Annotated in this window: 13 protein-coding genes; 4 read left to right on the top strand and 9 right to left on the bottom strand. The window is 41.5% G+C overall.

Features of this window, described 5'->3' with window-relative positions:
• Window positions 1-6: 6 nt before the first annotated feature.
• The 7 genes from IPM71_08790 to IPM71_08760 form a co-directional block, all read right to left on the bottom strand.
• Window positions 7-1803 (bottom strand): N-acetylneuraminate synthase family protein, encoded by a 1797-nt coding sequence (locus IPM71_08790; protein QQS49717.1) that lies wholly within the window; start codon window positions 1801-1803, stop codon window positions 7-9.
• A gap of 14 nt (window positions 1804-1817) precedes the next feature.
• Complete coding sequence (locus IPM71_08785; GenBank protein ID QQS49716.1) at window positions 1818-2447, bottom strand: transferase; 630 nt, start codon at window positions 2445-2447, stop codon at window positions 1818-1820.
• The gene (pseC, locus tag IPM71_08780) at window positions 2437-3594 is read right to left on the bottom strand and encodes a UDP-4-amino-4,6-dideoxy-N-acetyl-beta-L-altrosamine transaminase (GenBank protein QQS49715.1); all 1158 of its coding nucleotides are present in this window, start codon (window positions 3592-3594) and stop codon (window positions 2437-2439) included. The genes IPM71_08785 and pseC overlap by 11 nt, the downstream gene beginning before the upstream one ends.
• Window positions 3591-4601, bottom strand: coding sequence for a UDP-N-acetylglucosamine 4,6-dehydratase (inverting) (gene pseB, locus IPM71_08775; protein QQS49714.1), 1011 nt, complete (start codon window positions 4599-4601; stop codon window positions 3591-3593). The genes pseC and pseB overlap by 4 nt, the downstream gene beginning before the upstream one ends.
• Window positions 4602-4652: 51 nt before the next feature.
• Window positions 4653-7064 carry a polysaccharide biosynthesis tyrosine autokinase gene (locus IPM71_08770; protein QQS49713.1) on the bottom strand — a complete coding sequence of 804 codons (2412 nt, stop codon included), beginning with the start codon at window positions 7062-7064 and terminating at the stop codon, window positions 4653-4655.
• An 11-nt stretch (window positions 7065-7075) separates the two neighbouring features.
• Window positions 7076-7858, bottom strand: a complete 783-nt coding sequence (locus IPM71_08765; protein QQS49712.1) for a polysaccharide biosynthesis/export family protein — start codon at window positions 7856-7858, stop codon at window positions 7076-7078.
• 176 nt (window positions 7859-8034) lie between these two features.
• Window positions 8035-8565: a UpxY family transcription antiterminator gene (locus tag IPM71_08760; protein QQS49711.1), complete on the bottom strand. Its 531-nt coding sequence runs from the start codon at window positions 8563-8565 to the stop codon at window positions 8035-8037.
• A gap of 429 nt (window positions 8566-8994) precedes the next feature.
• Between IPM71_08760 and IPM71_08755 the strand changes: the two genes are divergently transcribed.
• A complete protein-coding gene (locus IPM71_08755) occupies window positions 8995-9450 on the top strand; it encodes a transposase (protein ID QQS49710.1) in 456 nt (151 codons plus the stop codon).
• Window positions 9451-9622: 172 nt separating this feature from the next.
• Here IPM71_08755 and IPM71_08750 read toward each other — a convergent pair whose 3' ends face one another.
• Complete coding sequence (locus IPM71_08750; protein ID QQS49709.1) at window positions 9623-10633, bottom strand: NAD-dependent epimerase/dehydratase family protein; 1011 nt, start codon at window positions 10631-10633, stop codon at window positions 9623-9625.
• A gap of 150 nt (window positions 10634-10783) precedes the next feature.
• Between IPM71_08750 and IPM71_08745 the strand changes: the two genes are divergently transcribed.
• Complete coding sequence (locus IPM71_08745) at window positions 10784-11986, top strand: response regulator (GenBank protein QQS49708.1); 1203 nt, start codon at window positions 10784-10786, stop codon at window positions 11984-11986.
• A gap of 165 nt (window positions 11987-12151) precedes the next feature.
• Here IPM71_08745 and trpS read toward each other — a convergent pair whose 3' ends face one another.
• Complete coding sequence (trpS, locus tag IPM71_08740) at window positions 12152-13162, bottom strand: tryptophan--tRNA ligase (GenBank protein ID QQS49707.1); 1011 nt, start codon at window positions 13160-13162, stop codon at window positions 12152-12154.
• Window positions 13163-13354: 192 nt separating this feature from the next.
• On the opposite strand from trpS, the gene rbfA reads away from it, so the two are divergent.
• Entirely contained in the window at window positions 13355-13693 is a 339-nt protein-coding gene (gene rbfA, locus IPM71_08735) for a 30S ribosome-binding factor RbfA (GenBank protein ID QQS49706.1), read from the top strand.
• 5 nt (window positions 13694-13698) lie between these two features.
• A complete protein-coding gene (locus IPM71_08730; protein QQS49705.1) occupies window positions 13699-14913 on the top strand; it encodes an ABC transporter permease in 1215 nt (404 codons plus the stop codon).
• Window positions 14914-15122 lie beyond the last annotated feature (209 nt).

The raw sequence follows: 15122 nt of genomic DNA, 5'->3' as shown, positions 1-15122 counted from the left end.
ATAAAACTATTGACCTTTGATCATATCACTAGTAATTTTTGTGTACTTGTTAAGCGTGTCTATTAATACATTATCCGTTTTATATCTTAGCGTTAGATGAGAATTTATACTATTTATCTCGGGATGAGTATCAAGGAATGAAAATATATTTAAAATATTTAAATCTAATTTGCTATTTATTAAATTATCGTGCAATTGATTAAACATCTCTAAATCTTCAGGATAATCAAGTGTTAAGCGATAATTCCGCACAAGTTCATCTGGTAAATCGAAAAAATTCAGCTTGAAATATTCAGGATTGTTTTGAAAATACCATGTCATGTATTCAGAATATTTCGCGCTTTTAAAGTAGTTTTTGATCTTTTTTAGTGAAGTGGCATTAATAATTTCAACTCCAGTACCAACTGCTACATTTTTTGATATCGTATAATCTGCGCCTTCGCTAAAATGCGATTTTAATAATTTTTCAACAATAATACTTGAAACAAATGGCATGTCGGCGGTTACTCTTATTATGATATCAATTTTTAGCTTTTCAACAATACCCAAATATCTTTTTATAACATCCTCTGGATCCCCTTTATGAAAAACCACACTAGAATTATATGTGTAATTCTTTAGATCATCATCATCTAGTAAATCAGATGTGGCAAGTATTGTGTGATTAACATCTTTAAATTCAAGGCAACTTTTTAAACATCTCTCAACTGATGGTAAACCACCGATTGGGAGTAATGCTTTATTTGGTAACCTTGTTGATTTTAACCTACAAGCTACTATCGTTGCTATTGTTGCTTTTTTAAAATCATCTATTGATAAGGTGTCTCCCTCTTTTTTGTCAATAGCAATAATATTAAAACTATTTTGCAGCTCTTTAATCTCCTTTGAAGTAAGTCCGCTTTTATTACTTCTTCTAAATATAACATCCTCATTAAAATTAATTAATGAACCCGCCTCAATATCTTTTTTTAAAATTGGAATCATCATTGTGTTTTTTAAATACACTTTTTCTTTATCGTTAATAAATGGTTTTTCATTTAAAGAAGTATATCTATTAATTTGAGATACCATTTGCTCAAACCTCGAAGGGGTAAGGCTCGAATAGTGATCATACTTAGTCTCCATTTCTTCGAGCATAACATGCTTTTCGATGTAATCAACTCCTAAAGTGGAAATCACTAAGGGTAGGATAATTGCATCATCTGATCTTCCTTCAACATGATCGGCAAAAACAATTCTTTTATTAAATTTTGCTTTAATAATATCGAGTTTACACAAACCAGAATCTTCGAGTGAAGTAGGATAGGCTTGATAACCAAATTCCAATAATATTTCCTCGGGTTTCAATCCTTCTTCTAAATAATTAATTATTTGCTGAATGTCTTCAATAGGTTGTGCTGCAACATTAATTATTATTTTTTTCTTGCTTAAATCAAATGTTTTGAGCTTATTAAAAACTTCGTAATTATATAAAACCGAGGATTGAAATTTAATGCCAACTATTTTTTCTGTATTTTCACTTAAAACTTCAATTCCATACAAGTCAAAAATATCTAACCAAATCTCTTTTGATTCAAAAGCCTTGCTTATTATTGTGCTCCACTGAATATTATTAAAATATAACTCTTTATATACATCAAAATAAGCATAATCATTGGTTGCAATTGTATCGGGTTTAAATGGTTGGAATTTAATGCCAAAACCTTCTTTATATTCCGAAAATTTATTAATTAGAGCTATTATATACTCAAAATTACCTCCATGTGTATTTGCTACTTCAATAATATATTTAGGCTTTTTCATAATATTGATAAAAACTATTTGTTTTTATTTGTTTTAAAAATTAGGTTAGGGCTAGTTCCAAATACAATTAAGTTAGAATCCACATTCTGATCCTTAATAAAAGTATTTGCTGCAATAATTACATTATCACCAATAAAAGTATTCCCAATAACTTTACTATTGGACATCATTTTTACATTTTCGCCAAATACAGGAAAGATTCCTTTGTTGTTTCCAACTGTACAACCCTGTGAAAAGAAAAAATAATTGCCAAATGTTCCTCTCCCAATTACAGTACCTAGAGGGTGATCTAATTCAAAAATTGGCGGCAAATTCACTTCATAAAATAAGTCTACTGCATTTAACATTCGGTTTAGATAATAAATTTTATCACATAGGGGGGTTAATATTTTAGTAGTATAAATTGTGTTGCTCAAATAATATAAAAAAATACACCATTGTCCCGAATGAAATGGATTAAAAACAGTTTCTCCATCCTTCTTGTAATATTTGTTTGTTGATGCAGAAAAACAATATTCAGTCCTTTTTTTTGCTTCAAGATATGCAACGTGTAAGTATTTTGTTTCTTCTTGGGTAATACTAAAAAAGGATAATTGCTTGGTTAATAATGCAAGAATAAACTCATCGCTATAATCACATTTCATTATAAAAATTTTTAACCGATTTTATAACATGTAGTTGTTGTTCTTCCGTCATTGTCGGAAACATCGGGATACTAAGGCATTGGCTATAGTACTTCTCGGCATGGGGCATATCGCCTGCTTTGCCACCCAACTGCTGGTAATAGGGCATCAGGTGCACCGGGATATAGTGTACCTGGGCAAAAATACGCTGTTCGCGGAGGTAATCGTAAAGCCCTTTGCGGTTTTCAACTTCAATGATGTAGAGGTGATAGGCATGCCCGTCGATTAAGCCTGAGTGCCCTTTTATGTATGGCTTGTTAGAAAAAGCCTGGTTATACTTTTCGGCTATTTGCCTACGTCGGTGCAAGCCTTGCTGCGCTCTTTGCAGCTGGCTTAAACCTAAAGCTGCCTGAAAATCGGTCATTCGATAATTAAACCCCAGCTCCTGCATTTCGTAGTACCAGCCACCATGGTTCTCATTCAACAATGCGGGCTCCCTCGTAATACCATGGGTTCGTAACATCAGAAGTTTGTTGTATAGGGCTTCGCTATTGGTGGTAATCATACCCCCCTCTCCACAGGCAATGTGCTTTACCGGATGAAAGGAAAAAATGGATAAATCAGCATAGGTTCCGTTTCCGCAAAACTGTGTGGTTCCTTTGGAGTCTGTAAAGTAACCTCCGGGTGCGTGGCAGGCATCTTCAATAATCCATAGGCCATATTCATCTGCCAGTTGCCTGAATTTTTCCATATCCAACGGCCGGCCAGCAAAATCAACGGGTATAATTCCCTTAATGGTTCCCCGGGGCGCTTGCTCCAATATCCGGCGAACCTGATGGATGTCGATCAGGTAAGTCTCCGGGTCGATGTCGGCAAAAACAACTTCTCCCCCACAGTAGCGCACACAGTTTGCACTTGCAGCAAAAGTAATTGGTGTGGTGATTACTTTATCGCCTGGTTTTACATCGAGCGCCAGGGCACAAAGGTGCAGGGCTGCTGTTCCGTTCGAAACTGCTACAGCATATTTACTTCCAATATAGGATGCAAATGTCTCTTCAAATTTAAATATTTCAGGCCCCTGGGTAATCAATTCTCCTTTTAATACCCTTATCACTTCCTTTATATCCTGTTCAGTAATATCCTGCTTTCCGTAGGGTATAGGTTTCATACAAGCGGTATAAAATCAGAATCGACATATTTCACAATAAGTTCGCGCATTTCTTCCACACCCACCCATTGCTTGTTTTGTCCGGAATTGTACTTAAACCCCCCAGGAACCCTTGTTCCCTTATAGTAGTCGAGGTAAGTCTGCATATTGCATCCGGCGGGGAGAATTGCATAGTACTTGCCTATGTCAATTGTATAGTAGGAGTCGCTCTCGGTAATCATTTCCTCGTGAAGCTTTTCACCAGGCCGTATTCCAATATCGCGGAGTTCAGCATTGGGGGCAATGGCTCTGGCAACTGTTTCAATCTTATAGGAGGCAATTTTTGGTACAAATATTTCGCCACCAATCGCATTTTCGATGGCCCAAAGCACCATATCCACCCCATCTTCGAGTGAGATATTAAAGCGGGTCATTTCAGTATGGGTGATGGGTAAAACCCCTGTTTTGGCTTTTTCCATAAAAAACGGAATCACAGAACCTCTTGACCCCATTACATTGCCGTAACGTACCACAGAGAAACGTAAATCGCGCCATCCCTTAATGTTGTTGGCGGCAATAAACAGCTTATCAGAAACCAGTTTTGTGGCACCGTAAAGGTTGATTGGTGCTGCAGCCTTATCAGTGGAAAGTGCGATTACCACTTTTACATCGCTACTTAATGCTGCTTCAATGATATTTTGTGCCCCTCCGATATTTGTTTTAATAAATTCGTCCGGATTGTATTCTGCCATGGGCACCTGCTTCAATGCGGCAGCATGAATAATGACATCTATTCCCTCGCAAGCCCTCTTGAAGCGGTTCAAATCGCGCACATCGCCCAAAAAGTATCGTATTCCGGGGTATTTATCATGCGAAAAAACCTGAGCCATTTCAAACTGCTTCAGTTCATCGCGCGAAAATATAACCAAGCGTTTAATGTCGGGGTACCGGTTAAGAATCGTTTCGGTGAATTTCTTTCCAAAAGACCCTGTACCTCCTGTAATTAAAACAGATTTTTTGTTTAGCATGCTTTTCTGTTATTATAAAACCACAACCTTCTCCCTCTTACACCCCTTGTTTCAGTTTTTCTTCTGAAACAATCTTTGCCATATTTTTGGGGTTTTGATCTCCTCATCGTAATAATTATGCCTGTAGCTATAAGTGTAGCCATAACCATAGTCGTAGCGGTACGAATAGCCATAGTAACCTTTTAGCTGTATGTCGTTTACCACCACACCCACGTTTTTAATGCTGCGCGTTTTGGAAATGTGGTTAATGAGTTCGACTACCTGCCTATCGGAATAATTGTGGCGAATCACAAAGAGAAATGCATCGATCAGGTGTTTGAGGGTCATTGTATCCGACACAATGGCCACTGGCGGAGTATCGATAATGATAAAATCATAGTCTTTCTTGGCCTGCTCCAGAAACTGCTGCATTTGTGCCGAATCGATGAGCTCAGCAGGGTTAGGGGGTATGGGGCCCGAAGTGGCTACCCACAGGTTAGCAATGTTGGTAGGGTTTATCACCTCTTTATAGCTGCTCCGGTTAATCAGGTAGGTACTCAGGCCGGTCTCGTTGGTGAGGTTAAACACTTTGTGTATTTTCGGGCGGCGTAAATCGAGACTTAACAGCAGTGTTTTACGGCCTGCCATGGCAAAAATGGTGGCCAGGTTCACTGAGCAGAAGGTTTTTCCTTCGCCACTCACTGCTGAGGTAACGGCAATTACTTTTTCACCGGGTTCTTTTAACAGGTATTGCAAGTTGGTGCGCATGGCCCGGAACGATTCGGCCAGCGAGGAGCCAGGCTTTTCGTAAACCGGTAATTCTCCGCCGCCGTCAAGATGGCCTATGTTGCCCATTACTGGCACACGCAGGTTAGTTTCGAGCGTACGGCGGTCGGTAATTTTTGTATTGAAAAATCCGATAATCAGCAGCAGGCTTAAGGGCAAACCTCCACCCAATGCCAATGCCAACATGTAGTTGGCAGAGGTTTTTGGTTTCACCATCACCACATTTTCGGCGCGGGCAAGGTCGAGTGGTTTATGGTCGGAATTGTTCGAAGCTTTGGTAATGCCTGCTTCGGCACGTTTTTGCAGTAGAAAGGTATAGATCTGGTCGTTGATGGTAAATTTACGTTGTATGTTTATTAACTGCCGCTCGGTGCCAGGCAGTTTTTGTACCTGGGTGTCGATGCGGGCGATGCGCTCTTCGAGGGCTTGCATGGCCAGGCGGTTGCTCTCTACCAGGTTCTGAAGGTTTTCGCGCAATACCTTGCGGGTATCAGCAATTTGACTGGCCAGTTGCATGTTTTGGGGCGAATCGTCCTGAAGGCTGAACTCGAGGGTACGTTTTTTCATGTTCTGCTCGTTGAGCGAGGCTACCAGCGAATTAAGCAGTTGGTCGTGTATGCCAATGACCGAAGGAGCCACCACATCGGAAAAATCGGTTTTGTTGTCGATGTACTCGAGAAGGTAGCGGAAATAGCGGTCGTTCATGTCGAGGGTAACTTTTTCGCTTTGCAGACTCTGCACCTGGCTAAAAAGAAAGTTGGCTTCCTGGCTCAGGTCCATCACCTTGTTGGCCGAGCGAAAATTCTGCAAACGAAGACCGGTTACTTCGAGGGAATCCACCACACCCTGCAGTTGGTCGTCGATAAAGCGCATGGTATTTTCCGAAGTAAGGTTTTTAGTCTCGAGGTTGGCGCGTACATAGACTTCTCCCAGCTTGTTCAGGTAATCGGCCATTTGCTGCGGCACAAAACCTGAAATGCTTAGAAAAAGAATGGAGCCCTTGTCATCGTTAACCGTAACATTCAGCCGGCGGCTGTAACCAAGAGCCATCTTGTTTAAGTTGTTCACCACAAAATAATACTTGTTCGAATGTTGCCGGTCATGCACATAGTTCGCAGCATCGCGCAGGTATAGGGTGAAAACACTTTCGCCTATTGTAACGGTCTCACCGAAGTAGTAGGTTTTCTCAAACTGATCACCCAGGTTTAGTTTGTATTTTTGCGATGAGAGAAGGGTTATATCGATGCGGCCTGTACCCTTTTGCTGGGTTGCCGAGTCGGGCACTACCACAAAGGGAGACGAAAGATACAATTGTGTTTCGGCAATGTTACGGCGGCCCACTGCGGTATAGGTAACACCAAAGTTAAGCTCTTCGAGTGCCTGGCGCGCCATTTTGTATGATTTAAGGATGGTAATCTCGTTTTCAACCACTGCCTTGCGGTTGCGGTTCCGCACCCGCGAAAGCTCGTCGAGCATATTCTCTACACTACCGGCTGCCGATTGCTGCTCGCCAATAATGATGGAACTACTCACGCTGTAAACATTCTGGGCATAGCGATTTACCAGGTAGGCAATGGTGAGGGAAATAAAGAGCGTAATGGCAAACCACCACCAATGACTCAGCACCAGAAAGATATACTTCTTAATGTCTATGCCTTCTTCTTCGGGTAATGTGATATTTCCTTGCGGGCTTTCCATTCTCGGGTTAACTATTTAGGTTGAATGTAATTCAGCACCAATATAAAGGTAGTGATGCTGGTGAGAAACAGGGACCAGACGGGAATGTTGTTTCTGAAATTCTGACTCTTCACGGGTTCCACATACACAATGTCGTTAGGCAACAGAAAAAAACCGTCGGAAACCAGAATGGCTTTATCAGTAAGGTCGAGACGGTGGGTTTGGGTGCCATCCACCCCCGGACGAATTACCATTACTTTCCGTCGTTCGCCAAATGGAGAAATATCGCCGGCCTGGCTGATGGCTTCCAGCACGGTAAGCTGATTGTTGAAATTGGTATAGATCCCGGGGCGGTTCACCTCGCCCAACACCGAGTATTTAAACGAAATCAGCTTTACGATGACCGTCGGATCCTTGAGGTACAAATAAGTTTGCTGCTCGATAAGTTTTTTAGCTTCTTCGAGTGTTTTGCCCACCACATGAACTTTGCCCACTATCGGTATTTCTACATATCCCGAATCGGACACATTGTAACCATACAGATAAAAGCTGGCCTCGTTGTTAAAGATATTTGCTGCAGTGGTAGGTGTGGCATTCATCACTTCGCTCACTTCTCGGTTCATGGAGATGATGCGCACATAGAGTATGTCGCGTTGCTGAATCCGGTAGGCCGGCACCTGGTAAGGATAATAACCTAAAGAATCGGCCTTCAGGGCTTCATTTTCCTGCAATAGCACCAGGTCTTTGTAGCGCGTACAGGAGGCTATGGCAGCTACCAGCAGAATAAAATATAAAGGGGCTTTTCTCAGGTTCATGGAAAGAAGCAAACGATTTAGGGGTTGAATTTACTACTTTTTTAGCAATTTGCTCTTTCTGACATGCAACAGCTTAGAAACGATCTGAATTCAGCTAAGCGTATCCTGCTTATCTCACACTTATTTCAATCGAAACAGGTGCACAGAAAGTAGATCTTTCGAACTCAATTTGTGAGTTAAGAGGCCCTTTCGGCAAGCTCACATTTCAGGTGGCTGGTTGGAATGTTCACCAGTAAATTTTGTTCGAAGTGATCGAGGCATACCCTTACCCGCCTGCCTCTGGCGGTTTCAATGAGCTCGCCTGTGAGACCTGCAAGCGAACCAACCATTACTTCAACCCTTTGTCCTGGTAGAAAAATACCGCAGGAAGTTTCTATTTCTGCATCGCTGTTCACCAAAAGAACGAGGTTATCGATTTGCCTCTGTGTAATTTCCATTGGTTTTCCTTCGAAGCAAACCAAATTAACAACTCCTTCAGTTTGAATTATCTTATGATATTCGTGAAAATAAGTTTTCACAAACACATAGGAGCGGATCAGTGGAAGGTGCACCATTTTTTTGCGGTCGCTCCATTGCCGTAGTGTTTTCTGTATGGGAAGAAAGGCATCGATGCCCTGCCAGCTGAGATGGCAAAACACTTTTTTTTCAGCTCTCGAACGGGTGTAAACTGCATACCAACTGCGGGGTATAGCAGTTTTCAATTGCACTTCCACTAACTTAAGGGATGTTTTGGTTGTGGGTATAAAAATAAGAATTGCAAGGAAATATTCTGCATAAAGATTTATATAAATTAGAGAATTTCAATATAAAATCCCTCACCCCACAAGCCGGCTGGGGCGTTGCCCGCAGCCCAAGTTAGCCGGGCCTTCAGCCCGAAACCTAACATGGCCCCTGCTGCAGCGCCCCGAAGGGGCAGCTCACTTCTACCCGCGGGCAGCGCCCCGGGGGTACAACCCCGAACAGGGGCCCACCTGGCCCGAAAATTGTAATAAGATAATATGCCTATCAAAAAATAATTATAAATTGTAGACAAAACTTTATCATCCTTAAGTCTCCCTCCCTACTATCACTATTAATATGTGTGATAGGTATTTGCAACAATGCTATAGAAAACAGGTAAAAGGTCTTAAATCATTATGTCGCAATCCTTAACCAAACTTTACATTCACCTTGTATTTCATATCAAATACAATAGTGTACCCATCCGCTATCAGGATAAAAAAATGCTCTATGCCTACATGGGTTCAATCATAAAAGACAATCAATCTATTCCGATTATCATTAACGGAGTCGAAAACCATGTGCACATCTTATGTGTGATGTCAAAAACTATTACTCTTGCTAAACTCACTGAAGAAATTAAAAGACATAGCAGCCGCTGGATAAAAACTCTCGATGACTATTATAAGAACTTTGCCTGGCAAAAAGGTTATGCTGGTTTTTCAGTGAGTTATAGCGGCTATGATAGGGTTAAAAAATATATCGAGAACCAGGAAGAACATCACCGAAAAGAACCCTACCGCGATGAATTAATTAAATCCTTAGAAAACTACCAGATAGAATACAACGAGCAATATCTATTTAACTATTAAGCTGCCCTTACAGGGCGATGCCCACCCCACAAGCCGGCTGGGGCGTTGCCCGCAGCCCCAAATGACTTCTGCTGCAGCGCCCCGAAGGGGCAGCTCACTTCTACCCGCGGGCAACGCCCCGGGGGTACAACCAACGGTACAGCTAAAAATACAGCATCAGGGTTTGGCCAGGTTAAGCAGGATAATCCCTCCTGAAACAAGCAACAGTATGCCGGATAGTTTCTTCAAAGGGAGTAAACTGAAAGTCGAGTGCCCGAATTAGTTTCTCCGAAGAATAATTCTGCTTGCGATGTGCGGTTCGGGCCGTCCAACGCGAAAGGGTGGCAGGCCTGCCGAAAAAAACTGAAATAATACTCCCTACCAGCCAGGCCATTTCTGTCATCCATGGCTTGGCAAAATAGCGTGGTGGTTTTAAACCCAGCCTCAGAGCAATCTCCCTGAGAACTTCTTCGTAACTTTTATTTTGTGCACTTACAATGTATCTTTCATTTGGTTGCGTGCTGTTCATTAATGCAACCATAACTTTTGTAACATCGCGCACATCGACAAATCCGGTGATACCGCGGGTAAAAAAATTCATTCCCCGGTAAACCTTCCAAAATAACCTGCCGCTGCCATTTTCCCAGTCACCTGGCCCTAAAATCACCGAGGGATTAAGAATTACTGCAGTCAATCCTTCCGCCATGGCTCTCTGTACTTCCTGTTCAGCAAGCATTTTTGTGCGCGAATAGGGCGATATTTTTCCTGCTGGCCAAGGGCAATTTTCAGTAAGTGGTTTTCCATCATTTGTATGCCCAAGGGTAGCAATTGAACTAACATGCAAAAATTTTCCGACTTTCATTTCAAGACATGCATTTACCAGGTTGGCAGTACCATTCACATTCACCTGCCACATGGAATCCAGATCCCTATTATTGAAAGACACCACAGCCGCACAATGATAGACCTGCTTAATTCCCTCGAGGCTCCTTACAAGCGATTCGGGATCATTCACATCGCCAACAAACCAATCAGCCTGCTGAATAAACTTCTCAGGATCGGAAGTATAATAGCTGAAAACTTTACGGGCTTTTTCGATCGACCGCAGGTTGCGCACCAGGGCACGAACAGCATATCCTTCCTTTAAAAGTAGATAAAGCAGATGACTGCCCACTAAGCCAGTACTTCCGGTAACAAGTATCATAAAATCCTACCAATTATTTGACTAAAATAGCAATTATTACCGAGCGACTTCAAAGAATGGCTTAGTACGTTGGTGTTCAAAAAAATAGAGCACAAAATGATCTTCTTTCGTAAATAATATTTAAATTAAGGGAATAGAGAAAGTACATAAATGGCAGAGCAGGAAAATTTAGCAAAAGTACTGGTGGTGGATGATATTCAGAGCAACATCGATTTTGTGACCGACGTGCTCGAACTGGAGAACCTGAACATAATAGGCGCCTCGAGCGGAAAAAGCGCTCTGGAGATGGCCTTTGGGGAACAACCCGATATTATCCTACTCGACATTTCTATGCCCGATATGGATGGTTACGAGGTGTGCGAACAATTAAAATCGCAACCCAGAACGAAAGATATTCCGGTAATTTTTCTAACCGCACGGGTTCAAAAAGAAGATATTATTAAAGGATTTGAGCTGGGTGCAGTAGATTACATCATTAAACCTTTTAATTTTAACGAGCTTATCTCGAGGGTACGCACACACATCGATCTGAAACAAAAAACGGAAAAACTCCAGACGCTAAACCTCGAACTTGAATCGATTGTGGAAAGGCGGACCGAAGAATTGCGCCTTACAAATAAAGAACTTCAACTAGCCAACGAAAAGCTCACACACTTCAACGAGGAACTTTCGAAACTCGATAAGACTAAAACAGAGTTTGTGCTGCACATCAACCACGAGCTGCGCACACCCCTAAACGGCATTCAGGGATATACCTCCATCCTGGCTGAACAACTCACCGACCAATCGCAAATCGAAAGCATCAACAACATCAAAGACCTTACAAACAGACTAATTAAAGTATCGGAGTTGTCGCTGCTTTTTACAGAACTTAAAACCATCGAAAGCAAGATAGAAAGAAGGCCGGTCGATTTCAATGAAAGTCTTTCGCATGCCTTGGATATGCGCGAAATCGAAAAGAAAGAAATTGAAATTGAAATTGAAAATCCTTTCGATACGCTTTATGCACTTGCCGAGCCTAAATTGCTTCAATCCTGCTTATCGATTGTAATTGACAATGCCATTAAGTATTCGCCGCAGAAGGGTAAGGTTCTCATTTCCATCAAACGCTACCACGAGTATATTGATATAATTATTCTCGACGAAGGGCCTGGTTTTTCTGATAAGGCCAAGGAAGAGCTTTTTAGTTTCTTTGCTGCAGATAACCTGCAACAACAATCTTACGGCTTCGGCGTAGGGCTGGCCACTGCAAAACTCATACTGGATCTGATTAAAGGAAGCATCGATATCGACAACCGCCCTAGCCGTGGAGCACTGGTTAGGTTAAAAATTCCCGAGACCATTAAAGCTTAATTATTTCTTGTAGGATAAGAAATTACCATCGACAAAAAGTAATTTGGCATATCTTTTGTAATACCAATTATACAGAATCGTACCAAAATATACCTGATAAAACAGGGCAGTCCCGCCGCAGAATTTTCCGGCGGGATTTTATTTTTTAGCCCACTAAATTCAGGCTTAGCGAATATCAAAAATGCCTGTAAGTTTTTTTACCTGGTGCAGGGTTTCACTCGCCAGTTCAACCGCTTTTAGCGAATGCTCCTTCATCAGATTTTCGACAAAGGCACGGTCACTCATCAATTCGGCTTTTTTTATTCTGAAAGGGGTCGTTAATTCAATGAGTGCTTCTGCAGTAGCTTCTTTTAAATCTTTGTACTTTAAGGTTCCAGATTCAAAATCGTGTGTAAAGGAATTCACAGCATCCTCTTTGCCACAAGCTTTTAAAAGGTTGAAAAGATTGGCCACACCCTCACTCATCGTTCCCTCAGATGGAGTGCCGGTATCGGTAACTGCTGAACGCACTTTTTTGCGTATCCTCTCTTCTTCTTCGAACAAACCTATATAATGCTTTTCGCCGAGACTTTTACTCATTTTTTTGGTAGGATCGGCCAGCGACATCAGCTTGGGTATTTCTGTGAACAAGGGTGCCGGCTCTTTAAAATAATGTCCGAATTGCTTGTTAAAACGTATGGCAATGTTGCGGGTTAGTTCGAGGTGTTGTTCCTGGTCTTTGCCTACGGGAACAAAATCGGCATTGTAAACCAGAATATCGGCAGCCTGTAAAACAGGGTAAGTAAATAACCCGGTAGAAATTATAGTTTTGCCCGATTTGCTTTGCAACATTTCCGACTTGTCTTTAAACTGGGTCATGCGCGACAATTCTCCGTACGATGTCACACAATTAAATATCCATGCCAGCTCGGTATGTTGAGGTACCAGCGACTGAACAAATAGCACTGATTTTTCAGGGTCAATTCCGCAAGCCAGCAATTCCACTACCATGCGATAAGTGTTTTCGCGTAAAACTTTCGGATCGTAAGGCATGGTCATGGCATGCAAATCGACAACACCATACACACAACTATACTGATCCTGCAACCCGACCCAGTTTTTTACAGCACCAAAATAATTACCCAAATGAATTTCGCCCGTTGGCTGAATACACGATAAAACTCTTTTTTTGCTCATGCGAAGAATAGGTTGTTGGCTATTTGAGCCACAAAACTAAGAAATGTTATCGAAAAAGGAAGTTAATCTAAAAAGGGCTTTTAACTTTAAAAACCGAAAAAATTCAAAATAAATTCTTGCAGACTGATATACTGAATCAAAGCTAAACAATTCAGCTAGTTTTTAATACCTTTGCGTCTATAAGCAATTCGGATGGATTCAACAAGACAAACTCGCATATCCAAGCAAATTCAGAAAGATCTGTCGGATATACTCCTACATCATACAAGTAGCCTGGCTCCGGGTAAAATGCTCACCATTACACGTGTACGCATTACACCTGACCTGGGACTTGCAAAAATCAATATCAGTGTCTTTCCTTCGGAAAAGGCAAGCGAAGTGGTCAATCACTTGAATGAACATTATGCCCCGTTGCGCCATGAACTCGGAAACCGGATGCGTAATCAGCTAAGAAAAATTCCCGACCTGAAATTTTATCTCGACGACTCGCTCGACTATATCGACAACATTAATCAACTGCTTAAACCCTGAAGGCCTTGAACCTCTCGTTTTTCATAGCCCGACGCTACATTCTTGGAAAAAAATCGCACAATGCCATTAACATTGTTTCGGGGCTTTCTACACTCGGAGTAGTGGTGGGTACCATGGCATTTATCCTTATTCTTTCGGTGTTTAACGGTTTCGACAAGCTGGTGCAAAGCATGTACAATTCATTCTATCCCGATATTGCTATAACCCCAGCCCAGGGAAAAATCTTTGTGCTTTCTACCGATACCCTTGCATTGATTAGTAAGGTCGAGGGAGTGGAGGAATTCGCTGAAATACTCGAAGACAATGGGCTACTGGTATACAACGAAAAACAAACTGTAAGCACCATACGCGGAGTTAGTAGCAATTACCAACGCGTAAATTCTGTCGATTCACTTCTGTGGAGAGGTGATTTCAGCCTTTATTATAATAACATTCCAATGGCTGTAATGGGCAGAGGATTAGCTTATCACCTGAATCTTAACCCCGATATGTACGAACCCCTCAAGGTTTTTGTTCCCAAACGATCGGCAAGTTTATCAATGGATCCCAACAAATCCCTCACCCGAAAACTTATTCTGGTATCGGGCATCTTCTCTTCTCAACCCGACATTGACGGAAAATATACTCTGGTGCCCATTTCCTTTGCCCGCGAACTTTTCGATTATCCCATTGGTCTTACTTCGCTCGAAATTAAACTCAACAGCAAAGTACCCCCTTCAGCCACACAAAAGAATTTACAAAAACTTTTAGGTGAAAAATTCATGGTTAAAAATAAATACGAGCAAAACGAATTGTTGTACAAAACCATGCGAACCGAAAAATGGGCCATCTTTGCCATTCTGGCGCTGGTACTGATCATTTTGCTCTTTAGCCTGGTGGGCTCGCTGAGTATGCTGATCATTGAAAAAAAGAACGACATTAAAATCCTTCACTCGCTGGGTGCCAGTCAAAAACTTATCCGCAAAATTTTTTACCGCGAAGGACTTATCATTACCATGTTGGGCGTTTTGATTGGGCTGGCTATGGGTATCTTACTGGTGTGGATCCAGGAAAAATATGAGATAGTAAAACTCCATGGCGGATTTATTATCGATGCCTATCCGGTAGAACTTCAGAGAGGTGATGTGTTAATTGTTGTTGGCACAGTAGTAGCAATTGGTACAATAGCTGCCTGGTATCCGGTAAGGTTTCTGCTCAAAAATACGGTAAACGCTGTATAAAAGTAATTGTTTATCAGTTGCAAGGCTTGTAAATCAACTATTTATCAACAAGCAAAAAAAAATAAATTCTTTTCTATTTACTTGGTCTTCTGGCATTTATGACTCAAAACTTGGATGAATTGAATTGAACCATTCATTACCGATCATTTCCTTGCTTCGCAATTTCCCTTATTTTTAGCGGGTTGTAGTGAAAAAGAAGGGTTTCTCTT

This window comes from Bacteroidota bacterium, from assembly GCA_016699695.1.
Taxonomy (GTDB): Bacteria; Bacteroidota; Bacteroidia; order Bacteroidales; family UBA10428; genus UBA10428.
The sequence above is the reverse complement of the archived record's forward strand: the minus strand, read 5'-3'. Positions and strand labels throughout refer to the sequence as shown.